Below are 23661 nucleotides of genomic sequence, written 5' to 3' on the forward strand. Positions count from 1 at the left end.
CTTTCGTCAGCCGCCGTAGGTGGCGGAATGGAGATCTCTTAGGGTGAAGCTGGGCACCACCGAGGGATCCTCGGGGGTGAAGGTTATCGTGGCCGCATACCCCGGGAACAGGGTGACGGCGTTGGTCGAGAAGCGACCGGGGACTTCAGATTCCACTGCAACAAATGGGGCGAGTGCGTTGACCTGCAACGTCAATTTCCAGACGTCACCGTCACGCTTGATGTCCGCCGTCAGACCCGAAGGCAGAAGGTCGTAAGCCTTCCACGGCCTCGGCGCATGGACGTCCCCGCCCTGCGCCTCGCCGCTCCAGACAAAGGCCAGCACCTCCTCCGCCCTTAAGGCATCGGGCGCAAGCTGAACCACCTGCATCGCGGCATCGGGTGAGACCGTGACCGTCGCCTCCGCCAGCTTGCGCGTGGTCCCATCCATCGCCGCCGCGTTCGCCGTGACCGTGATTGTCACAGCCTCGGCCCGGTCATTCACCGCCCGCAACTCGATGCCCCCGTCCTTCGGCACCGCCGCCACCATCACCGGCGCATAGAACCGCGCGGCCATGTGATGCAGCAGCTTCCAGTTCCCGCCGTGATCCAGGCTCGCCCAGGAACAGACTGGCCAGGTGTCGTTCAGCTGCCAGTAGAGCGTCCCCTGGCAATGCGGCTTCAGGCTGCGCCAATGCGTCACCGCCGTCTTGATCGCCAGCCCCTGCTGGACTTGGCTGACATAGACGAAGTTCGGGAAATCCACCGGGAAGCGGAAATACCGGAACATCGTCTCGGCAATCCGCGCGTTGCCGCCGGGGTTCTTCTGGTGGCTCTCCATCACCGGGGCGGCGATGTTCCAGTCCTCCGGGTCGGCAAACCGCGCGATGGCGGACAGCGACGGATAGGACTGGAACCCGAATTCCGAACAGAACCGGGGGCTTACGTCGCGATAATGATCGAAATCCTTCCCCTCGTGCCACACAGACCAGAAGTGCATGTCACCTGATGAATCATCATGCCACGCATCCCCGAACGCCATCGGCCCGGGGCTGGGCGAAGACGGCCACCAGTTCGCCCCCGGCAGGTCGCCAAGCAAAGCCGCCTCCACCGTCCGGTTCAGCCGGTCATAGTTCACCAGATAGCGGTCCCGGTCCCTGCGGCTTTCCGGGAACCAGGTCAGCGCCCCGATCAGCTCATTGTCGCCGCACCAAAGCGCGATGCAGGCGTGGTGGTTGATCCGCCCGACCACATCGCGCACTTCGGCGTCCACCTCGGCCAGAAACTCCGGCGTCGAGGGATAGAGGTGGCAGGCGAACATGAAGTCCTGCCAGACCATCAGCCCCATTTCATCGCACAGGTCGTAGAACCAGTCCGGCTCATATCGCCCGCCGCCCCAGATGCGCAGCATGTTCATGTTGGCATCGAGCGCCGACTGCAAAAGCTGCCGCACGCCCTCGACCGTGATCCGTCCGAACAAGGCATCCGCCGGAATCCAGTTCGCCCCCTTGGCGAAAACTGCCCGCCCGTTGACCCGCACGCCGAAGGACCGCCCCGCCGCATCTGGCTCGCTGACCAGCTTCATGTCCCGCAAGCCGATCCGCTTGACGACATGCGCCCCGCTGCCCGTCAGCACCAAGTCATGCAGCACCTGCGCGCCCTGACCCGCAGGCCACCACAGCACCGGGTCCTGAATGATCAAGGCCAGTTCAGCCACGCCACCCACCACTGGAGAGGTTTGCGATACACCACAAAGGCTTGCCGCCACATCCTCAGACGTCGCATGAACCCGCAACCGCACCTCGACCTGACCGGGCGAGTGCACTTGCTCCACCAGTACATCCGCGATCCGCGCTCCCACGGGTTCCAGGCGGACACAACCGGACACCCCAAAAATCCCCAGCGCGATGTTCCAGTCCCAGCCGAAATCGCACTGCTGTTTTCGCAGCATGTTGTTGAAGGCAATCGCCCCGTTCACCTGCTGATAGGGGATCGGAAACGGCATCCGTGCCGCCCGCGCCAGCGCCTCGCGGACGGGCGAGCGGAAGAGGATCTCAATCGCGTTCTCGCCAGTCCTCAGGGCCGCCGATACATCCACCCGCCACCGCCGATGCACGTTCGCCGCCGACAGGACCGGCACCCCGTTCAGCCGCACCTCGGCCACGGTGTCCAGCCCTTCGACCACCAGCTCCGCCGCCAATCCGTCGTGCACGAAACTGCGCCGCGCCACCCAGTCGCGTTCAGACACCCAGCGGCAGTCATATTCGTTCCGGCCCCAATACGGCTCCGGGATCACCCCCGCCTTCGCCAGCGCCGAGACGCCATCGCCCGGCAGGTCGAACGGCACGACATGGGCGCCGCTTTCATCCGAAAGCGTCCAGCACCCCGCCAGATCGAGCATTGCTTAGATCCTTTGTTCCGTCTTCGCGTCAAAGAGCGAGGCCTTGGCGATATCCAGCCCAAGGTGGACCTTCGTCCCCGCGGGCAACCGGCCTTCGACCGGCACCCGCACGCTCATGTTCGCGCCTTCCGCCTTCAGCCACAAAAGACTGTCGGCCCCCAGATGCTCGTCGATTTCCACTTCGGCGGGGATGGACGGCCCCGCAATCGGGCTGGTCGACACCGCGATATGCTCCGGCCGGACGCCCAGGATCGCATCGTCGCGCTCCAGCACCGCCCCGCCCTGATATCCGGCAAGGTCAATCTTCATCGACCCGAACTGGAAGGCACGGCCCCCGTCCACCGTCCGCCCTTTCAGAAAGTTCATCGACGGGCTGCCCAGGAACCCGGCCACAAACAGGTTCGACGGGCGGTTGTAGATCTCCAACGGGGCCGCAAGCTGCTGGATCACCCCGCCCTTCATCACCGCGATCCGGTCGGCAAGCGTCAGCGCCTCGATCTGGTCGTGGGTCACATAGACCATCGTGTTGCCCAGCGCGTTGTGCAGACGCTTGATCTCGACCCGCAACTCGCTGCGCAACTTGGCGTCCAGGTTCGACAAGGGTTCGTCGAACAGGAACACGTCCACATCCCGCACCAGCGCGCGACCGATGGCGACGCGCTGCCGCTGCCCGCCCGACAGGGCCGCGGGTTTGCGGTCCAGAAGCGGCTGGATCTGCAGGATTTCTGCCGCCCGGGCGATACGCTTGTCGATCTCGGCCTGCGGGACCTTGGCGTTCTTCAAGCCGAAGGACAGGTTCCCCCGCACCGTCATCTGCGGGTACAAAGCATAGCTCTGGAACACCATCCCGATGCCCCGCTCCGACGGTTCGGACCAGGTGACGTTCTTCCCCTTGATCCAGATCTGCCCGTCGGTGATGTCCAGCAGCCCCGCAAGGCAGTTCAGCAGCGTCGACTTCCCGCAGCCCGACGGGCCCAGAAGCACGACGAACTCCCCCTCCGCCACATCGATATTCATGTTCTTCAAGACGGACACCGAGCCGAAGTTCAGCGTCAGGTCCTTGACTTCAATCGAGTTAACCATGTGTCAGCCTTTCACGGCACCGGCGGCGATACCGCGCACGAAGAGTTTGCCAGAGACGAAGTAGACGATCAGCGGCACCAGCCCGGTCAGCACCGTGGCAGCCATATTGACGTTGTATTCCTTCACCCCCTGGACCGAGTTGACGATGTTGTTCAGCTGCACCGTCATCGGGTAGATGTCCGGCTTGGTGAACACGACCCCGAACAGGAAGTCGTTCCAGATCCCCGTCACCTGCAGGATCAGCGCCACGACGAAGATCGGCAGGCTCATCGGCAACATGATGCGGAAGTAGATGCCCCAGAACCCGGCGCCATCGACGCGGGCGGCCTTGAACAGCTCCTCCGGGATCGAACTGAAGTAGTTGCGGAACAAGAGCGTCAGGATCGGCATCCCGAAGATCGTGTGCACGACGATCAGCCCCCAAAGCGTGCCGTAAATCCCCGCCTCGCGCAGCAGGATCACGATGGGATACAGCATGATCTGGTAGGGGATGAACGACCCGAAGATCAGGATGGTGAAGAAGATGTCCGATCCCTTGAACTTCCAGTTGATCAGAGCGTAACCGTTCACCGACGCGATGGCGATCGACACGATCACCGACGGCACCGTGATCATCACCGAGTTCCAGAAACCCCGCGAAAGCCCGTCGCAGTTCAGGCCGGTGCAGGCCTCGGACCAGGCCTTGACCCAGGGCTGGAAGGTGATCTCGACCGGCGGGGAAAAGATGTTGCCCAGCCGCACTTCGGGCATACCCTTCAGGCTGGTCATCACCATCACCCACAGGGGCAGCAGGTAGTAGACGCAGACCACGATCAGGATGCCGTAAAGCATGATGTTGCGGGGGTTCATCGCCCGCTTGGGCTTGGCGCCCCGAGGGCCGGTCATTGCGGCCGACGACGCCGACGAAACCACTGAGACGTCAGCCATGCTTCTTGCCTCCGAATTCCAGATAGGCCCAGGGGATCAGCACGATCAGCACCGACAGCAGCATCATGGTCGAGGCCGCAAAGCCCTGACCCAGGTTCTGCGCCTGGAACATGTAGTCGTAGACATACATCGCCGGCACCTGACTTGCGTTGCCTCCCGGCCCGCCCGAGGTCATTGCGACCACCAGGTCGTAAAGCCGGATGATGCCACTGGCGACGATCACCAGCGTGGTGATGAAGACCGGCCGCATCATCGGGATGATGACCACCACATAGGTCTTCCAGGTCGGAATACCGTCGACGCGGGTGGCCTTCCAGATATCCTCGTCGATGCCGCGCAGACCCGCCAGCATCAGGCACATCACGAACCCCGTGCCCTGCCAAAGCCCTGCGATCAGCAGGCCATAAAGCACGGTCTGCGGGTTGTTCAGCGGATCGAAGGTAAAACTCGTCCAGCCCATGTCGCGCACGACACCCTGGATGCCGAACTGCGGGTTCAGGATCCACTGCCACACCAGACCCGTCACGATGAACGACAGCGCGAAGGGATACAGCATGATGGTGCGGAACGTGTCCTCATAGCGGATCTTCTGGTCCATCAGCACGGCCAGAATGAAGCCCATGACCACGGTGAAGATCAGCGACATCACGCCATAGAAGAACAGGTTCTCGATCGAGACGACCCAGCGGTTCGTGTCCCAAAGCCGCTCGTACTGATCCAGGCCGACCCAGCGGGTGCGGGGCAACAGCTTTGAATCGGTGAAGGAATAGACGACGGTCCAGATCGTGCCGCCGACAAAGATCACCAGCGCAGTGGCGATCATCGGCAAGGCGGCGATCTTGGCACTGATGTTGCGGGTCCACCGCGCGCGCGGTCGTGCCGCGGAAGTCGTGCGGATTGCCTCCGCTTCGCTGGTCACCGACATCGGCCCCTGCCCCCCTTGCGTCTTTCAGGTGCGAAAGGGGCTGCCCGCGGACGGACAGCCCCAGATCGTCAAGCCAGGCTCAGAGACCGGTCTTCAGGTTCGCGACCCACTTGGCATGGGCGTCGGCAGCCGGCATGTCGGACTTCCAGAATTCGACCATCAGGTCTTCGTTCTGCTTCTGGACGTCCGGCGACCAGACCATGTCGCCCGAGGGGACGATATTGCCACCGGCCAGGATCTCGAGGCCCTTCTTCATGCAGTCGTTGGCGGCCGAAAGGTCGATGTCGCCCCGGATCGGCAAGGAGCCTTTCTTCAGGTTGAACGCAACCTGCACGTCCGGGCTGACCAGTTGGGCGGCCAGACGCTTCTGCGCGGCTTCCTTGTCAGGGTCGTTCAACTTCGGGAAGTAGAAGGCATCGCCGCCAGTCGAGATGTACTCGTTCAGGCCCAGACCCGGCAGGCAGGTGTAGTCGGTGCCGGCCACTTCGTTCGCAACCTGGAATTCACCCTGCGCCCAGTCACCCATGATCTGACCGGCGGCCTGATCGGTGATGACAAGGTTGGTCGCCTGGTTCCAGTCCTGAACGGCCGAACCCTTGGCCAGTTCGCGTGCTGCGGCGGCAGCCTCAAAAACCTTTGCGTATTCCGGGCCGGCGGCGACGTCCATGTTCTTGTCGACGTTCACGGCCTTCCACGCGTCAAGCCCGGCGACGGCGATCTGCATCGCGCCGAAGGCAAGGTTCGACTGCCAGGGCTGGTCGCCCAGCGCCAGCGGCAGCTTGCCGGCATCGCGGACAGCCGGAGCGGACGCCACGAATTCGTCCCAGTTGGTCGGGACCGGCAGGCCCAGATCCTCATAGACCTTGTTCGACAGCCACAGCCATTCCGGCGAGTGGATGTTGACCGGGGCGCAGAAGATCTTTCCGTCGACGGTGCAGGCATCCAGGAGGCTTGGCGGATAGACGACCTCTTTCCAGTTGTTCGCCTCGGCCACGTCGGTCAGGTCCAGCATCAGACCGGCTTCCACCAGTTCCAGCGCCTGTTGGCCGTGGTTGAACTGGGTGGCCCCCATCGGGTCGCCCCCGGTGATGCGCGAAATCATGATCGGACGGGCGGTGCCGCCACCGCCGGCAATGGCGCCGTCGACCCACTTGTCGCCCGAGGCGTCGAAGGCTTTGGCAAGCTCGGCCACCGCCGCAGCTTCCCCGCCCGAAGTCCACCAGTGCGTGACCTCAAGCTCGGTTGCCGCAGCGGGCATCGCCACGGACATCGCAAGAAGCGCTGTCATTTTCGAAAGTTTCATACCGTTCCTCCCGGTTTCTAAAACGTTATAGAAATAGCCTATAACGTTATAGTTTTGCCAATCAACACATCTTTTCGCTTGTTCCTGCCCGCTCTCCAAGTTTTCATGAAGGGATGGTTCGCGCTCGTTCGCGCTGAAAACGCCCGGAAAACCGACCCCATGCTGCACCGCAAAAATCGCACCGAATGCCTTGCCGGACGGGATTATCCCGCCCTCGGCCTGGTGACGGTCGCTGCGGATGCAAAAGCCGCTTCGGCCTGCGAATCAGTCCAGGGGATTCGCACTTGGGGTTCGGTCCGTTTGCATACAAACAGGGGGGATCATGGCCACCGTCACTGATCCGCCCACCCCTGATTCGGACACCGCGCGGCCGACGCTGAAGACCATCGCCGCCGCCACGGGCTTTGCCATCGCCACGGTCAGCCGCGCCCTGAAGGATGCCCCCGACATCGGCGAGGACACCAAGCGCCTCGTCCGTGAGACCGCGGAACAGCTTGGTTACCGCCCCAATCGCGCGGGCGTCCGCCTGCGCACCGGCAAGACCAATGTCATCGCTCTGGTGCTGTCGACCGAGACCGACGTGATGAACCACACCTCGCGGCTGATCTACTCGATCGCGAACGCGCTCCGCGGCACCGCCTACCACCTTGTCGTCACCCCCTTCTTCCCCGATCAGGACCCGATGGAGCCGATCCGCTATATTGTTGAGACCGAAAGCGCCGACGGGATCATCCTGAACCAGACCAAGGAAGACGACCCCCGCATCCGCTACATGCACGACCACGGCTTCCCCTTCGCAGCACACGGCCGGACCTCGATGGGCATCGACCATGCCTTCTTCGACTTTGACAACGAAGCTTATGGCCGCCTTGGTGCCCGCACACTGGCCGAGCGCGGTCGCAAGCGTCTGCTGATTGTCCCGCCGCCCCGCGCGCATATGTATGCCCGTCACATGACCTTCGGCTTTTCCGACGAATCCGCCCTTCTGGGCCTGCCCTTCGAAGTCTCGCAGGACGTCACCTCCGACAGCGGCGGCGAGGCGGTCGAAGCTGCCATCGCCGCCCGCTTCCATCAGCCGAATTCGCCCGACGGCATCCTCGTCGGCTCGACCACCGCGGCGATGGCGACCATTGCCGGGGCCGAAAGCTCGGGCCGCGTGCTGGGCCGGGATTTCGACGTGGTCGCCAAGGAAGCCATCGCCGTCCTGCGCAGATTCCGGCAGGATATCCTCATCGTGCGCGAGGATGTGGGGCGCGCCGGCGAATTTCTCGCCCGGGCGCTTCTGGCCGAGATCGAGAAACGCGACTGGACCGACCGGCAGGGCCTGGAAGTTCCGGTCAAGGTTGAACAGGGCCCCCAGGCCCGAAGTGGAGGACAGACATGAAGACGATCAAGGGCCCGGCCCTGTTCCTGGCACAATTCGCGGGCGATGCCGCGCCGTTCAATTCCTGGGGCGAGATCACAAAATGGGCCGCCGACTGCGGTTATGTCGGCGTTCAGGTCCCTTCCTGGGACGGCCGCTTGTTCGACCTGGAAAAAGCTGCCAGCTCAAAGGCCTATTGCGATGAGTTCAAGGGAATTGCGAAGGAAGCCGGGATCGAGGTGACCGAGCTTTCCACCCACCTGCAAGGCCAGCTCGTCGCCGTCCACCCCGCCTATGACACCCAGTTCGACGGCTTCGCCGCCCCATCCGTGCGCGGCAACCCGAAGGCGCGGCAGGAATGGGCTGTGGACCAGGTCAAGAAGGCCCTCACCGCCTCGAAGAACCTCGGGCTGACTGCCCACGCCACCTTCTCTGGCGCGCTGGCCTGGCCCTACCTCTACCCCTGGCCGCAGCGGCCCGCGGGCCTGGTCGAGGAGGCCTTCGACGAACTTGCCCGCCGCTGGACCCCGCTTCTGAACCACGCCGAAGACTGCGGCGTCGACGTCGCTTACGAAATCCACCCCGGCGAGGACCTGCACGACGGTGCCACCTTCGAGATGTTCCTTGATCGCGTGAAGGGCCACGCCCGCGCGAACATGCTCTACGACCCCTCGCACTACGTGCTGCAACACCTTGATTACCTTGAGCATATCGACATCTACCACGACCGGATCAAGATGTTCCACGTCAAGGACGCCGAGTTGAACCCGACGGGTCGCCAGGGCGTCTATGGCGGCTTCCAGTCCTGGGTCAACCGCGCCGGCCGCTTCCGGTCTCCGGGGGACGGGCAGGTCGATTTCGGCGGCATCTTCTCCAAGCTCACGCAATACGACTTTGATGGCTGGGCCGTGGTCGAATGGGAATGTTGCCTGAAACACCCCGAGGACGGCGCCCGCGAAGGCGCGGCCTTCGTCGACGCCCACATCATCCGCGTGACCGAGAAAGCCTTCGACGATTTCGCCGACTCAGGCACCGACCGTGCCGCCAACCGCCGCATGCTTGGACTGGAGTAACAGATGCCCATCGACGCCGCCCACACCGCCCGCCCCGAACGTCTCCGCCTTGGCATGGTGGGGGGAGGACGCGACGCCTTCATTGGCGCCGTCCACCGCATCGCCGCGCGGATTGACGATCAATATGAACTGGTTGCAGGCGCTTTCTCATCCAACCCCGAGAAGGCCTTGGCTTCGGCGCAAGACCTCGGCGTGCCCCGCGCCTACACCTCGTTCGCCGAGATGGCGGCCAAGGAAGCCCGCCGCAAGGACGGCATCGACGCCGTCGCCATCGTGACCCCGAACCACATGCACGCCCCCGTGGCGATGCAGTTCCTGAAACGCGGCATCCATGTCATCTGCGACAAGCCGCTGACCGCGACCCTGTCCGAGGCCAAGAAGCTGGCCAAAGCCGCCGAGGCCTCGGGCGTCGTCTTTGCCCTCACCCACAACTACACCGGCTACCCGATGATCCGGCAGATGAAGGCGATGATCGCGGGCGGAGAGCTGGGCGACCTGCGGCTGGTGAACGTCGAATACGTCCAGGACTGGCTGACCGAACCCGTCGACAACAAGCAGGCCGACTGGCGCACCGACCCGGCACGCTCGGGCGCGGGGGGATCGACCGGCGACATCGGCACCCATGCCTTCAACCTGGCGAACTTCGTCACCGGCCTGACGCTCGACACGCTTGCCGCCGACCTCACCGCCTTTGTCCCCGGCCGCCGCGTCGACGACAACGGCCATGTCCTGATGCGCTACCAGGGTGGCGCGCGGGGGATGCTGTGGTGCAGCCAGGTGGCGCCGGGCAACGAGAACGGCCTTCGCCTGCGGATCTACGGCACCAAGGGCGGGCTCGAATGGGCGCAAGAGGACCCGAACTACCTCTGGTTCACCCCCTTCGGTGAGGCGAAGCGCAAGATCACCCGCGGCGGCGCAGGCGCAGGCCCCGACGCCGCCCGCGTGACCCGCATCCCCCCGGGCCACCCCGAGGGCTATCTGGAAGGCTTCGCCACCATCTATACCGAAGCCGCCCGCGCGATCCGCGCCGCCAAGACCGGAACGCCCGTTCCTAAGGGCACCACCTTCCCCGGCCTGAAGGAGGGGCTGGAAGGCGTGGCTTTCGTCGATGCCTGCGTCCGCTCCTCAGCCCGCAACGGCGCCTGGGTCAGCCTGAACCTCTGACGGACGGTGGGCGGATCGCCCACCCTACGAAGCGCACGCGTAGAGTGGGCGATCCGCCCACCTTCCCTACCCGCGCAAGCGGTCGCGCTCCCGTTGCAGCCACAGCACTGTCAGGAGCAGCGGAGCATTTCCGATTTCCCCGGCCGCCATGACCTCGACCAGCCGGTCGAAGCCCACAAGGTGGCCCTTGATATCCTCGGCCTCTGCCGCCGCGCCAAACACACCCGCAACTCCGTCGGGCAGGTCACACAGCGCCACGTAGGAATAAAGATACTCCGTCACCGCCCCTGGCGTCGGATAATACTCCGCCACCTTCTCCAGGCAGCCCAGCACCAGCCCGGCCTCCTCGACCGCCTCGCGCCGCGCGGCGTCTTCCGGGGTCTCGCCCGGATCAATCCGGCCCGCGATGGCCTCCAGCTGCCAGGGCAAGGGATCGCCCCGCCCCAGAGGCCCCATCCGCACCTGTTCCACCAGCAAAACCCGGTCACGCACCGGGTCGTAGGGCAGCACCGTCACCGCATCCCCGGCAATGAAGACCTCGCGCGTCAGCAAGGGGCTCATCCCGCCATCGAACCGCCGATGCTGCACCTGCCACAGGTCCAGCGCGAAGAACCCCGCGTGTGACGGCGCCACGGCCCCCACCGCAACCTCTCCCGAGCCCGCCCGCATCCCCCGCGCGGTGGCCGCAGAGGCCCGCATCCGGCTTTCCGCCTCCACCCGAAGCGCGGGCAGTCGCTTGCGCACACGGTCAGCGGTCAGAACCCCGAAATAGCGCAGCACCAGCCAGACCAGTTCGGGCTTGGCCTCCGCCTCGTCCCCCAGCACCGCTTCCAGAAATGCCGCGCACCCATCCCCGCAGGCGGCCACGGCCGCGTGCAGCGCAGAGGGCCAGTCGACCCGCGAAAGCCCTGTCACTTCCAGCGCCGACCGACGTTCTCGGACAAGAGGCCTCCGACGATCCCGCCCAGCAGGATGGTTCCGAAAACCCCCAGCGACAGAAGTGCCTGCGACCGTTTCGCCATCGTGTCGATCACGGCCAGGATCGCCTCCATCGCGTCCTCATAGCGCATCCGCACCGAGTTCTCGAGCATCTCGGTCATTGCCAGCAGGAACAGGGCCACGACCGCCAGGATCACCGCCGTCTTGATCCCTGACCCCGCCGCTTCGACGTAGCCCTTGCCGACCGAGTTGCCCATCACCGACCAGCCGATGACCACTCCAACCAAGGCCGCACCCTCGCGGATCGGCCCGGCCGCAGCGGCATCCGGCATGTTCAAGGCGTAGTAGTTCGCAAGCACCCAGCCTACCACCGCGAACGAGATCGCGGCCATCAGCTTTGCTGCAGTCGGCATCGGTTGCGCCATTCGGAAGAGCCCTCAGCTGGACGCGTCACCGTGATCTGCGTCACGTCGCAGTTTCCACCCTGAAACGCGCCCGCGCAAGAGGCGAGGTAGAAGTCCCACATCCGCTTGAATCGGTCGTCGAACCCCAGTTTCCGCACCTCGCCCCAGCGGTCATTGAACGTCTCGTGCCAGCGCCGCAGTGTCAGGCTGTAGCTTTCACCGAACTCGATGGACCCCTTGACCCGGAGCCCCGCCTTCTCGACCTCGGCCCGCAGCACGGCCGGCGCGGGCAGCATGCCCCCCGGGAAGATGTATTTCTGGATGAAGTCGACGCCCTTGCGGTACAGTTCCCAGCGTGCGTCCGCCACGGTGATGATCTGCAACGTCGCATGCCGCCCCGGCTTCAGCCGGTCGCGCAGCGCGCCGAAGTAGACCGGCCAGTAACGTTCGCCCACCGCCTCGAACATCTCGATGCTGGCGATGCCGTCGTAGGTCCCGCGTTCGTCTCGGTAGTCCTGCAGCTTGATCTCCACCCGGTCCGACAGCCCCGCCTTCGCGATCCGCGCCACCGCGTAATCATGCTGCGCCTGGCTGATCGTCAGGCCAGTGACGCGCAGGCCCCGCTCCTTCGCGGCGTATTCGGCGAAGCCGCCCCAGCCGCAGCCGATCTCCAGCACATGTTCGCCGGGCTGGGCGCCCATCTGATCGACCATGCTGGCATATTTCCGGGTCTGCGCCGTCTCCAGGCTTTCCTGCGGGTTCTGGAACAGCGCCGAGGAATAGGTCATCGTCTCGTCCAGCCACAGCCGGTAGAACTCGTTGCCAAGGTCGTAGTGGTAGCTGATGTTCTTCTTGGCCTGCCGCTTGCTGTTCGACTGAAGCCAGAAGCGCAGCCGCTCATAGGCGCGCAAGAGGCTAAGCCCGGGGTAGCTGTCGCCCACCACGTTGTTCGCCGGACGCTGGATCAGGTCCAGGAAGGCCTGCAGGTCGGGCGTCGTCCACCAGCCATCCAGATAGCCGTCGCAGAACCCCAGATCCCCCTCGCGCACCAGGCGGGCGAAAAGGTCCGGGTTCACCACCCGCACTTCCGCCGCGATGCCCGGGGCCTTGCCCTCGATGCGGAACCGCCGGCCGTCGGGCAGGACAAAGTCCAGCCGACCTTCGCCCAGCCGAGCGGCTGTCTCGAAAGCCGTGGCGAAGTAGCGCGGCAATCCCGTCTGCCCCTTCACCGTCGTCAACACGTCCATCGGCCCACCCCCTGGGTCTTTGTCGGCAACACTTTCACCAAAGGCGATGCGTTGCTCAAGCATTTCGTGCCCCATATGCCGCAAGGGCAGCGGAGCGACCAGCGGCAAGATCGACCACGGGTTTCGGATAGGCCTGGTCCGGGCTCAGCCCCCAGGACCGCGGCACGGCATCGAAGAAGGCCAGCGCCTCGGGTCCGGGGGCCTTCGAAAGTTCCGCGACGAACCGTCGCCGATAGCGCGCGTCGGCGTCGAACTTCTCGGCCTGGCCCGCCGGGTTGAACACGCGGAAGAACGGCGCCGAATCCGGCCCTGATCCCGCAACCCATTGCCAGCCCATCGCATTCGCCGCCGGATCCCAGTCGGTCAGACAGTCGGAGAACCAGTCCAGTCCCACTTTCCAGTGCGTCAGAAGATGCTTCGTCAGGTAGCTTCCCGCGATCATCCGTACCCGGTTGTGCATCGTGCCCGTCACATACATCTCGCGCAGCCCCGCATCGACGAAGGGCTCGCCCGTCATTCCCCGCCGCCAGCGCTCGGCCTCGGAACTGTCGCCACGCCAGGGGAAACGGTCCCACTCCGGCTTCCAGTTCCCGCTGGTGATTTGTGGAGTATGGTGCATCAGGTGATAGCTGAATTCCCGCCAGGCAAGCTCGCGCAGGAAGCTTTCCGCCCCCGCGCGGCCCTCGTCCCGCGCCCGCAGGCCCGCGTGCCAGACCTCGCGGATGCCGATCTCGCCATAGGTCAGGTTCTCCGACAGCCGCGAGGTCCCCGCAACCCCCGGATGATCGCGCATCTCGCCGTAACGCGCGACCGGGCCGTCCAGGAACGCCCCCAGTTTGGCCCGCGCCGCCGCCTCGCCCACGGCCTGATACCGGGCCACGACCTCCGCCCCCCGGTGCATCGCTGCCCCCAGACGCCAGTCCTCCAGCCGGTCGGACGCTGGCCGGACCTCCCCCCCCCGCAGCCGGTTCGGCGCAGGCTCCGGGGCGGCAACCCCCATGCCCCGCGTCGCCTTCCAGTACGGAGTGAACACCCGGTAGAACCCGCCCTGCCCGGTCTCGACCCCCCAGGGCTCGTGCAGGAGATGCCCGCCAAAACTCCGCGCTTCCTGACCCTCGCCCTTCAGCGCCGACTTGACCAGCGTATCGCGCGCCACGCTGGCCGGATCATACAGCCTGGACCACCAGACCCCGCCCGCACCAACCTCTGCGACCAGCGCACGCAGCACCTCCAGCGCAGGCCCGCGCCGCAGGACCAATCGCAAGCCCAGCCGCTCCAGCGACGTCGCAAACGCCGCCACGCCAAGCCCCAACCGCCACTTCGAAGCCGCCCCGATCGCTTCGGTCTCCGGGTCCAGGATGAAAACGGGAATCAAAGGTCGCCCCGAGGCCACCGCAGCCGACAGCATCGGCTGGTCCCCCAACCGCAAGTCGCGGCGGAACCACAGGATCAACGGTGTCTCGGACATTCCCCAGCCTTCTCACTTGCGGTCATTACGCCCGCCATCCAAGGTCGGATCACTTAACCCTTTCACCTTGCGTCAAATATCCTCGGGGGCTTGGGGGTGGAAAACCCCCAACGCCGTCCCTGCGCACTCTTCGCGCAGGGACAAATGCAAAGGCTTGCGCGTCAGCGCTCCGCTAGACTGACCTCACAGCACCAGATCCAGCGCCGCGATCAGTCGCGCCACTTCCTCGGCGCTGGTATAGTGCACCGCCGACATCCGCAGCACCCCCTTCTCCAGGTCGATCCCCAAGGCCTCCAGCGGCCGCACGGCATAGAAGTCCCCTGCCCAGCAGGCAATCCCGTTGCGGCCCAGTTCCTCGGACACCGGCTCGGCCACCCGGTCCAGTTCCACCGCTACCGTCGGCGCTCGCCGCCCTGCGTCGCGCGGCCCCAAGAGCCGGACATCGTTCCGCTGGCCCAGGTAATCCAGCAGCGGCTGGATCACCGCCACCTCCTGCGCCCGCATCAGATCATGCACCCCCCGGTTCCGCGCCGCCGGATCGCCGGTAATCCCATGCCGCGCGGCCAGCGCGTCGATGTAATCCGCCATCCCCGCACAGGCCGCGATCTGCGCATGGTCCGGCCCCGCAGGCGTGTGCCGCTTGTACAGCACCCCATGATTGAAGAAATGCGCCTGCCCCGGCAGTTCCATCCCGAAGCCCTCGCGCAGCACCATGATCCCCTGATGCGGCCCAAAGGTCTTGTAGGCGGAAAACAGATACACATCGCAGCCCAACGCCGCCACGTCGGGGAACCCGTGCGGCGCGTAACTCACCCCGTCCACCACCGTCCGCGCCCCGGCAGCCTTTGCCATCGCGCAGATCGCCGTCACGTCGTTGATCTCGGCGATCACGTTGGAACAATGCGGGAAACAGACCAACTTGACCTTGCCATCCGCCAGCAGCGAATCCAGCGTCTCAAGGTCCAGCGACCCCGTCGCCCGGTCCAGCTTCCATTCGCGGACCTCGATCCCCTCGTCGGCCAGACGCCGCCATACGCCCGAGTTCGCCTCGTGGTCCTGGTTCGTCACCACCACCGCGCCGCCAGAAGACTTTCCTGGGCCCCCCGCCAGCCACGTCCGCACCGCCTGGGCCAGAACGTAGGTATTCGCGCTGGTCGATGGCCCGAACGACACCTCCTGCCGCGCCACCCCCATCATCGCGGCCAGCCGGGTGCGCGCCTCGTCCATCTCGGCACCCCCCGCCTGCGCCCCCGGATAGGGTCCATAGGGCTGCACCTTGCGGTCGCGGTAGAACCGGGTCAGCCGGTCCACCACCTGCACACAAGGGTAACTCCCGCCCGCATTCTCGAAGAACGCATGCGACGACAATACCGGCGACTGAAACGCCGGAAACTGCGAACGGACGAAATCTAGATCAAGCGCCACCTGCGGCTCCTCCATCGGGCCGCGGTCCGGGATACCTGCGCGAGGCGGGCATGTCCCGGTCCGCGGCAGGTCTTCCAGCCAGACCCAAGGGATGTCTCCCCAAAGGCCAGAGCCGGGTCGCTCCCGGCTTCGTGTCAAGGATTAGCGCCCCATCCCACGCCCCGCAACCCCCCGCCCGCCCCCCCGCAACCTTGCCGAGAAAGCCGCACCCCGCCCGCCAATCAGGCATCCTGACGCAAGGTCATCCTTATTCCCGTCCATTTCTGCAGCAACGGCTGCAAATTCCCGCAGTTTTCTCTTGTCCTTTCCGGCAACCCAAACCAATTCTGAACCACGGAGGTGTGCCGAGGGGGCCCCGCCTTAACAAAACTTAATGCACAACTGGCAGCCGCTGGTGCTGTCCGCTTGGCATGCAGAGGAGCACATATGAGCCGCAAATCCCTTGCCCTGCTGGGCGCAGCCTCGGTGCTGTCGCTCGCCGTCGCTGCCCATGCCGCCGATCCCGAGTTCACTGTTCTCGACTGGGCCGGCTGGGAAATCGACGGCATGCTCCAGCCCTATGTCGACAAGCATGGCCAGAAGCCGACCTATGTCTTCTTCGCCGACGATGACGAGGCGTTCCAGAAGGTGTCGTCCGGCTTCAAGGCCGACGTGGTCCATCCCTGCGCCGCCGCCGTTCCCCGCTACATCGACGCCGGCCTGATCGAGCCTTGGGACACCTCGAAGATCCCGGAAATCGCCAATGTCCCGGCCCGGATGGTGGAACCCTTCACCAACGAACAGGGCGTCTGGTTCATCCCGACGGACTACGCCTACACCGCCATCGCCTACAACGCCGAGACGGTCCCGGTCGAAGATGTCGCAAGCATCCAGGTCTTCGCGGACGAGAAATATGCCGGTCGCATCGCGATGCCCGACAATACCGACGACGTCTGGTCGCTGGCCTTCATGGCCACCGGCGTAACCTCCTGGGACAACGTGACGGACGAGCAGTTCACCGCCGCCGCAGACTGGCTGCGCAAGGTCCACCCGAACGTGCGCGCCTACTGGTCCGACCCGTCCGAACTGTCGCAGCTCATGGCCTCGGGCGAGGTGCAGGTCGCCTGGTCCTGGAACGACCCGGTCGCGATCCTGCAGGCGGAAAACTTTCCCGTCGGCTTCAACCGCGCCCCGGCGGAAGGGGCGGCGACCTGGTACTGCGGCTTTGTCAACATGAAGGACGGCCCCGGCGTCGAGGACAAGGCCTACGACCACATCAACTCGCTTCTGGCACACTCGTCGGCCCAGCCGCTTTTGGACGCGATCGGCTACGCGCTGGCCAACGACGCCGCGATGGCCGAAATCCCGGCCGAGGCGCTTCAGGCTGCCTATGTCGACCCGATCACGACGCCGCTCTTCGTGCAGTCTCCGCCCACGACCGAACTGCGCGACCGCATGATCGAGGAATTCGAGCTGATCAAGTCGGGCTTCTGATCCTGACGCCCGGAACGACGGAACGCTCGGGGGAAGCCCCGGGCGTTTAGCTTTGTGCATCGAGCGCATCTTACACGCTTGACCTGCATTTTCCTCTTGACTTACCCCCCCCGGTTGCGCCCGCTATACCAAGTACAGGCACTTTAGGCTCTAATTAGATGCCCCAAATGAAGCTCACATGCGCTGAATGGTCAATTCAGTATACTTCAATCACGTTGCTTCGCTGGCAATTTCATCCAGGGAGCTACTCTTGAAGCTACAGGAACATCCTTGGCGTATCCTAGTAGTCTGCCTTATGCTCGGCGCGGCCATTAGATTCTTGGGAGGCGATGTCTTGGATCAGATCTACACATTCGTAGGAATGGAACCGATGCCTTGGCAGAGTAACTAACGTGTAGGCAAGAGTAAAAGAGGAACGTCAAGAAGATGAATGACGATATCGCTCGGGCCCTATTGGAATTCGTTGAAGTTCTATATAAAGCTGTGGACGCTCTTGCAGAAGATCCTGACCGTACTGCGGACGCTCTCGTCCTTCTGGTTTCAGCGATTGAGGCGACAGTCGAAAACTATGGAAATAATCGATACGATGACAATGATCGGCAAGTTGTTCGATCTCTGATCGATCTGGCCGCAGCTGAGATGGCCGGGTTGGTCTTGGTAGCGGGCACTACGACACTGTTGGCCCCAGGGGCCGGCGTAATTGCTATTGCCATTGCAACCGTTGGCGCGGGTGAATTTCTTGGTCAATGGTTGGAGACCAACAGGATTTCTTTCTTCCCATCCGTACAAGACGCGTCGATGGCGACGCAGGGAGTTACACTATACGGTTACGCCCCATTGGGAGACACGCTTACGTCCTCAATGCATGATGATCGAGTCTTTGGCTTCAGCGGGAATGACTATATAGTCAACTGCGGTGGTTCAGATGCTGTGTTCGGCGGACTAGGGGTAGACACACTCGACTACAGCACAATGACGTTCGCTTCTACCGGCGGAATCATCGTTGACGCAACTGCTGGCGACGGCTCATTCGTCGTTCATCACCATAGCGACACCGATATAGTGACGGAAGTCGAGCATATCATCGCAACTGCGGGCGCGGATGCGTTCGTATTGGGCAACTACGGAGCCAACATTGCTGGCGGCGGACATATCGAAACCATCGAGGCCGGGGCCGGGGACGACGTTGCGTTGCTGCTCAACGAAGGTGGCGCTGGACCGCGCCGGGTCGCAATCGATGGCGGATCGGGGATCGACACTGTCGTAATCGCCAGCGACGGCTTCAATACCGAGATTGATTTTAACGTTGGTGCGCTTCGCTATCATGGTGGTGTGAACGCTCAATTCACAATCGCGAATTTTGAGGCCGCACAAGGTGGTGACGGCTCTGATGTCATGCTGGGCAGTGACCGCGCAGAATACCTGCTCGGCAACTCTGGTGCCGACCGTCTCTTCGGCGGCGGGGGTGACGACTTCATCTTCTTCGACGCCGGCTGCGACGGGGATGATACGATCATCGTGTCGGGTGCCAGCGAAAGCCTCTTTGCTGCCGGAGGTGCCGGTGCAGATACCTTCCACCTCGCCTTTGGAGACGAAGAAAGCCCAAGGGTTCTCTGGGGCGGTGCGGGTGCAGATACCTTCATCTTTGACGGCGGCGCGACGAGCGGTTTTGCCATGACCGGCGGCATCGCCGTGGTCAGCATCCCAGGCCTGACCGAAGCGGCGTTCGCCAAGCTCACCCTTGCCGATCTCGACCTGGCTGGCCTGCCCCTCAACGAATTCCGCGCCATCATCATTAATCCCGACGCCCTGGATCGGTTCGAGGTGCAAGGCGCGCAATACAACACCGCTCTCGATCTGGAAGGCAGCGTGTTCAGGTCGCACAGCTCTGACTTCATTTCAGCGTGGATGGGTCGGCCCGTTTCCGTCCAGGGCCATTATGCGTCCGCTTACGAAACTCAGGTCATGGCGGGCGTCGAATGGGACGACATGGAGAACGTGCTGTCGATCGGTTGGTTTGCCGGAACGTGGAACGCGTCGGGCGAACCCGACATGCACATCACCGAGTATGACCCGTTCGAAGCGGCCGATCAACGGCGCGCGAGGGAAGACGTCGCCTATTACAACGAAAATCTGATCAGCATCGTCGTGCAACCGGACACGCATCCTGATTATGCGCCTTGGAACGGGCCGATCTTCGTCGTCGGTGGCACCTTCAGCGGGGCCGCCCTGTCCGGCAACGGTGATCTCACAGGCACGCTGCCGGGTGACACAGGCCCTTCTCCCTTCGACTGGCTCCTCGCGGCGTGACAGGTCGCGGGCCCGTCAATAGCCCGGGACGAAACCTTTCCAAATCCCTAACGTCCGCGACGAACTTATTGAAATGTCTAGACGAACGGAAACTGTCCACCGTGGAGACTCTCGCCCAGGCTCCAACCGCCTGTTGCGCCCCCTGCCCGCCCCGTCTAATCCAGAGCAACCCCAACCCGGTTTCTCATGTTCGAAGTCATTTCCCTCAGCTTCGCCTTCTTCTTCGGCCTCGCCGTCCGCCGCGTGGGGCTGCCCCCTCTGGTGGGGTTCCTCGCCGCGGGCTTCGCGATCCATACCGTCGGCCCCTCCCTTGGACTGCCAAGAGAGACCGGTGCGATCCTTGACCACATCGCGCACCTTGGGGTCCTCCTTCTCCTGTTCGCGGTCGGCCTGAAGCTGCGTCTCGGCCAGCTTGCCCAACCCCAGGTCTTCGGCGGCGCGCTGATCCATTCGGCCATCACCACCGCAGTCTTCAGTACGGGCCTGGTCGTGTTCCTGCGACTTGACTGGTCCACCGCCATTCTGCTTGGCGTGGTCCTGTCCTTCTCCTCCACCGTCTTCTCGGCCAAGGTGCTTGAGGCCAAGCGCGACATCGGAGCCTTCTACGGCCGCACCGCCATCGGCATCCTGATCGTGCAGGACATCATCGCGCTCGCCGTCCTCGCGCTGTACAGCGGCCAGGCCCCCTCGCCCTGGGCGCTGGCCCTGCTGGCCGCCCTGCCCCTGCTCCGTCCGGTCCTGCATTGGCTTCTCGACATCTCCGGCCATGACGAGCTCCTGGTCCTGGCCGGGATGCTGCTGGCCGTGGTCGCCGGTGGGGCCGGCTTCCAGGCCGTTGGCCTTGGTTCCGAGATCGGGGCGCTGGTCATGGGCCTCCTGCTGTCCACCCATCCCCGCGCGAAAGAGCTTTCCGACGCGCTCTGGGGCCTGAAAGAGATCTTCCTCGTCGGCTTCTTCCTGCAGATCGGCATGTCCGGCCTGCCCAGCATGGGTGAATTGGCCATCGCGCTGGTTTTGGTCCTGCTGCTTCCGCTGAAGGGCTTCCTGTTCTTCGCGCTTCTGCTGATCTTCGGCCTGCGGGCGCGGACCGCCTTCCTGTCCGCCGCCAACCTGACGGCCTACAGCGAGTTCAGCCTGATCGTCGCCGCCGGCGTCCTGCCCGAATGGCTGGTGCCGCTCGCGCTGGCGGTCAGCCTTTCCTTCCTTATGGCCGCCCCGCTCGACCGGCTGGTCGACCGCATCTTCGAAAGGCTTGAGCCTCGACTTCAGGGGTTCGAGCCGCGCCGGGTCCACCGCGACGAACTGCCGACCGACCTTGGACGTGCCTCGGTGCTGATCCTCGGGATGGGCCGCACCGGCACTGCCGCCTATGACCAGATTTCCGGGCCGTTCCGCACGGTCGGGATCGACGCCGACACCTACCGTGTCGCCGGCCACACGGCCGCCGGCCGCAACGTCCTTTTCGCCGACGTCGAGGACGCGGCGTTCTGGCGCGGGCTGAAGATGGCTCATGTCGAGGGCGTGATCCTGGCGATGGACAGCGTCGAGGCCAAGGAAAGCGCTGCCCGCGCCCTGCGGGCCAAGGGCTTTCACGGCCCGATCATCGCCCACGCCTTGTACGAGGACCACGTGTTGCGCCTGAAGTCGGCGGGGGCGGACCACATCTACCAGACGATGAACCAGGCTGGAATCGGGCTCGCGGACCAGGCCAGTCGCGCCATCGAGGTCGACCGCGAGCCCGCCAGTTTCATCGAGGTCTAGGGGCGCGGGACAGGCCTTTCCAGATCCTTAACGCCCACGGCCAACTTGTTGATTTTCCTGCGTCATCGAAAACTGTCCACTGTGGACAGACAACGGCCCCAAGGCTGCCCTCACTGCCGCCGCCGCCCACCTGCCTTGATACGGCCCTTGCGGCCCCCCTCCCCACCCCCTATATTCACCCCTGTCGGGGGCAACCCCGACTATGGCGATAAACGCACCTGTAATAATCGGCTCGGACCCGGGGGCGGTACCCGGCGGCTCCACCAAATTCCCGTTCGTTGCGGGGGCAAGGGGCCGAAATAGGATCGACGAACGACCAAAGAGGCCAGCTTTCGCTCGGTGAGGTACCACCGTTATCGGTCCATGATCACAGTTGCCAACGACAACCGTGCTCCGGTGGCGCTGGCCGCGTAAGCGGCTCGCAAGACCAAAACTAAGCCCTTGCGGTTAGCCCCGTAAGGCGGGGTTCGCAGGTACCTGGCAACAGAAACCTGCACCTTTTCCAGACCGCTCCTCGTTCGCCTTCGGCTTCTCGTCGCCCCGGCGCTGCAAGGAGTGACGAGGTCATCGACGAGCAGCTTGCCAGCGGTCCGGCCCTGCCCCATCCTGACCCATGCTCCGCGCAGCCCTCCTGGTCTGCCTAACCGCCCAGCCCGTCCTCGCCTGCGAGACGGCGCTGCTTCTTGCGATCGACGTTTCAGGCTCGATCGACGCGAGCGACTACCGCCTGCAAACCGAAGGCCTTGCCTCGGCGCTTTCCGACCCCGAGGTGACCGACGCCCTCGTGCGTGGGCAGGTCGCCCTCGCCGTCATCCAGTGGTCGGGCGTGGATGAGCAGGCCCTTGTGCTTTCCTGGAAGCGGATGCTCGGGCCCGAGGATGTCACGCAGTTCGCGGCCCGCGCCGCCGCCATCCCCCGCGCGTTCACCGGCTCGGACACGGCCGTCGGCCAAGGCCTTCGCTTCGCCACCTCCCAGTTCGCCGCTGTCTCCGACTGCCGGAACAAGGTGATCGACGTGTCCGGCGACGGGCAGGAGAACGCGGGCTTTACCGATGCAAAGGCGCGCCACGAAGCCATCGCCGCGGGCGTGATGATCAACGCGATTGCGATCGAAGAGCCGGGTCCGGCCTTTCCCATCACCAGCTACTACCGCAACTGGATCATCACTCCCGGCGGTTTTGTCGTCACGGCCCGCGGCTTGCAGGACTATGCCGGGACCTTGCGCATCAAGCTCTTGCGCGAACTCACCAAGCCCGTCGGCTGACCCGTCCAGATTTCAGCGGCTTGGAGGCTGTCTGATCCCCGGGTCGCAGACGCACGCGAGCCCCCCTTCCCTTGGCCCCCGAATCCCCTATGCTGATTGCCAACCGGGAAAGGACGGCGACATGGCGCGCAGCATCGACTACGGCAATCTCATGCACCGCGCGATGCGGGGTCTGATCCAGTCGGTCCTCGCCGAAGTGGCCGAGAACGGCCTGCCCGGCGCACATCATTTCTTCATCACCTTCGACACCACGCACCCTGACGTGCAGATGGCCGACTGGCTGAAGGAACGCTACCCTACGGAAATGACCGTGGTGATCCAGCACTGGTACGAAAACCTTGTGGTGACCGACGAAGGCTTCAGTATTACCCTCAATTTCGGCAACAATCCCGAACCGATGGTGATCCCCTTCGACGCGCTGCGCACTTTTGTCGACCCGTCGGTCGAGTTCGGCCTGCGGTTCGAGACGCAAGAGCAGGACGACGACGAGGATGACGAGGACGTGGAGATCGAGGTCGAGGAAGATCCCGTCCGGCAAGACGCCGAAATCGTCTCGCTTGACCAGTTCCGGAAGCATTGATGTCCGACCTTGCGCTGTTCCGTCGGCGGCTACTGAAGAACCCCCGGCAGGTCTCGGCGATTGCGCCATCATCGCGGACCCTCGCACGGGCGATGACTTTGGGCCTTGGTCCCAATAGTGGCCCGGTTGTGGAATTCGGTCCCGGAACTGGCCGCTTCACCGAGGCGATCCTCGCGCGCGGTGTCCCGCCCGAGAATGTGACGCTGTTTGAACTGGACGAGGAATTCGTCGCCTATCTGCGCCAGAAGTTTCCTGGCGTGACCGTGCATCGGCTTCCGGCGCAAGAGGCCACCCGGCTGGTTCCAGCAGGGGTGAACACGGTGATTTCGGGCCTGCCGCTCCTTTCAATGCCGCCCGAGGTGCGCGAAGGCATCGTAAGCGCCGCCTTCTCGATCCTTGCTCCGCGCGGCCACTACGTTCAGTTCACCTACGGCCCGCGTCCGCCGCTGCCGCCGGAAACCATCACGACGCTTGGCTTGAAGGTGAACAAGGGCCACAAGGTCTGGGCCAACCTGCCCCCCGCCACCGTCTACCGCTTCCGCCGCGCCTGAGTTTTCGGTATACCATTGCATG

Annotated in this window: 19 protein-coding genes and 1 other RNA gene; 10 read left to right on the plus strand and 10 right to left on the minus strand. The window is 64.2% G+C overall.

Annotation, left to right across the window (positions count from 1 at the left end):
- Positions 1 to 6: 6 nt before the first annotated feature.
- The 5 genes from Q8M85_RS05240 to Q8M85_RS05260 form a co-directional block, all read right to left on the minus strand.
- Positions 7 to 2379, minus strand: coding sequence for a glycoside hydrolase family 2 protein (locus tag Q8M85_RS05240; protein WP_305541194.1), 2373 nt, complete (start codon positions 2377 to 2379; stop codon positions 7 to 9).
- Positions 2380 to 2382: 3 nt separating this feature from the next.
- Complete coding sequence (locus Q8M85_RS05245; protein ID WP_305541197.1) at positions 2383 to 3462, minus strand: ABC transporter ATP-binding protein; 1080 nt, start codon at positions 3460 to 3462, stop codon at positions 2383 to 2385.
- Between the two features lie 3 nt (positions 3463 to 3465).
- A complete protein-coding gene (locus Q8M85_RS05250) occupies positions 3466 to 4389 on the minus strand; it encodes a carbohydrate ABC transporter permease (protein ID WP_305541200.1) in 924 nt (307 codons plus the stop codon).
- Positions 4382 to 5314: a carbohydrate ABC transporter permease gene (locus Q8M85_RS05255; RefSeq protein WP_371135205.1), complete on the minus strand. Its 933-nt coding sequence runs from the start codon at positions 5312 to 5314 to the stop codon at positions 4382 to 4384. Before Q8M85_RS05255 ends, Q8M85_RS05250 begins: the two co-directional genes overlap by 8 nt.
- A gap of 79 nt (positions 5315 to 5393) precedes the next feature.
- Positions 5394 to 6617 (minus strand): ABC transporter substrate-binding protein, encoded by a 1224-nt coding sequence (locus tag Q8M85_RS05260; RefSeq protein ID WP_305541203.1) that lies wholly within the window; start codon positions 6615 to 6617, stop codon positions 5394 to 5396.
- Between the two features lie 322 nt (positions 6618 to 6939).
- Here Q8M85_RS05260 and Q8M85_RS05265 point away from each other — a divergent pair, with 322 nt between their 5' ends.
- From Q8M85_RS05265 to Q8M85_RS05275, 3 genes are read left to right on the plus strand one after another with little or no spacing between them, the layout of a single operon-like run.
- Positions 6940 to 8001, plus strand: a complete 1062-nt coding sequence (locus tag Q8M85_RS05265; RefSeq protein ID WP_305541206.1) for a LacI family transcriptional regulator — start codon at positions 6940 to 6942, stop codon at positions 7999 to 8001.
- Entirely contained in the window at positions 7998 to 9053 is a 1056-nt protein-coding gene (locus tag Q8M85_RS05270) for a sugar phosphate isomerase/epimerase (RefSeq protein ID WP_305541209.1), read from the plus strand. The genes Q8M85_RS05265 and Q8M85_RS05270 overlap by 4 nt, the downstream gene beginning before the upstream one ends.
- Before the next feature lie 3 nt (positions 9054 to 9056).
- Positions 9057 to 10217 (plus strand): Gfo/Idh/MocA family protein, encoded by a 1161-nt coding sequence (locus tag Q8M85_RS05275; RefSeq protein WP_305541212.1) that lies wholly within the window; start codon positions 9057 to 9059, stop codon positions 10215 to 10217.
- 66 nt (positions 10218 to 10283) lie between these two features.
- Here Q8M85_RS05275 and Q8M85_RS05280 read toward each other — a convergent pair whose 3' ends face one another.
- The 5 genes from Q8M85_RS05280 to Q8M85_RS05300 form a co-directional block, all read right to left on the minus strand.
- A complete protein-coding gene (locus Q8M85_RS05280; protein ID WP_305541215.1) occupies positions 10284 to 11132 on the minus strand; it encodes an NUDIX domain-containing protein in 849 nt (282 codons plus the stop codon).
- A complete protein-coding gene (locus tag Q8M85_RS05285) occupies positions 11129 to 11569 on the minus strand; it encodes a TrgA family protein (protein ID WP_305541216.1) in 441 nt (146 codons plus the stop codon). Before Q8M85_RS05285 ends, Q8M85_RS05280 begins: the two co-directional genes overlap by 4 nt.
- Positions 11548 to 12807 carry a cyclopropane-fatty-acyl-phospholipid synthase family protein gene (locus tag Q8M85_RS05290; protein WP_305542972.1) on the minus strand — a complete coding sequence of 420 codons (1260 nt, stop codon included), beginning with the start codon at positions 12805 to 12807 and terminating at the stop codon, positions 11548 to 11550. Before Q8M85_RS05290 ends, Q8M85_RS05285 begins: the two co-directional genes overlap by 22 nt.
- Positions 12808 to 12862: 55 nt before the next feature.
- Positions 12863 to 14275, minus strand: a complete 1413-nt coding sequence (locus tag Q8M85_RS05295; protein ID WP_305541218.1) for a deoxyribodipyrimidine photo-lyase — start codon at positions 14273 to 14275, stop codon at positions 12863 to 12865.
- A 183-nt stretch (positions 14276 to 14458) separates the two neighbouring features.
- Complete coding sequence (locus tag Q8M85_RS05300) at positions 14459 to 15715, minus strand: aminotransferase class V-fold PLP-dependent enzyme (RefSeq protein ID WP_305541220.1); 1257 nt, start codon at positions 15713 to 15715, stop codon at positions 14459 to 14461.
- Positions 15716 to 16126: 411 nt separating this feature from the next.
- Here Q8M85_RS05300 and Q8M85_RS05305 point away from each other — a divergent pair, with 411 nt between their 5' ends.
- From Q8M85_RS05305 to Q8M85_RS05335, 7 genes are all read left to right on the plus strand, one after another.
- A complete protein-coding gene (locus Q8M85_RS05305; RefSeq protein WP_305541222.1) occupies positions 16127 to 17173 on the plus strand; it encodes a PotD/PotF family extracellular solute-binding protein in 1047 nt (348 codons plus the stop codon).
- A gap of 426 nt (positions 17174 to 17599) precedes the next feature.
- Positions 17600 to 19483: a hypothetical protein gene (locus tag Q8M85_RS05310; RefSeq protein ID WP_305541225.1), complete on the plus strand. Its 1884-nt coding sequence runs from the start codon at positions 17600 to 17602 to the stop codon at positions 19481 to 19483.
- 186 nt (positions 19484 to 19669) lie between these two features.
- Complete coding sequence (locus Q8M85_RS05315) at positions 19670 to 21244, plus strand: cation:proton antiporter family protein (RefSeq protein WP_305541228.1); 1575 nt, start codon at positions 19670 to 19672, stop codon at positions 21242 to 21244.
- Between the two features lie 143 nt (positions 21245 to 21387).
- Positions 21388 to 21742: a transfer-messenger RNA gene (gene ssrA / locus Q8M85_RS05320) on the plus strand.
- Positions 21743 to 21857: 115 nt separating this feature from the next.
- The gene (locus Q8M85_RS05325; protein WP_305541230.1) at positions 21858 to 22508 is read left to right on the plus strand and encodes a DUF1194 domain-containing protein; all 651 of its coding nucleotides are present in this window, start codon (positions 21858 to 21860) and stop codon (positions 22506 to 22508) included.
- A 121-nt stretch (positions 22509 to 22629) separates the two neighbouring features.
- Positions 22630 to 23088, plus strand: coding sequence for an SspB family protein (locus tag Q8M85_RS05330; RefSeq protein WP_305541233.1), 459 nt, complete (start codon positions 22630 to 22632; stop codon positions 23086 to 23088).
- On the plus strand, positions 23088 to 23639 hold the full coding sequence (locus tag Q8M85_RS05335) for a class I SAM-dependent methyltransferase (RefSeq protein WP_305541236.1): 552 nt from the start codon (positions 23088 to 23090) through the stop codon (positions 23637 to 23639). Before Q8M85_RS05330 ends, Q8M85_RS05335 begins: the two co-directional genes overlap by 1 nt.
- The last annotated feature ends 22 nt before the right edge of the window (positions 23640 to 23661 follow it).

The sequence above is a fragment of the Tabrizicola sp. genome (assembly GCF_030694085.1).
Classification (GTDB): domain Bacteria; phylum Pseudomonadota; class Alphaproteobacteria; order Rhodobacterales; family Rhodobacteraceae; genus Tabrizicola.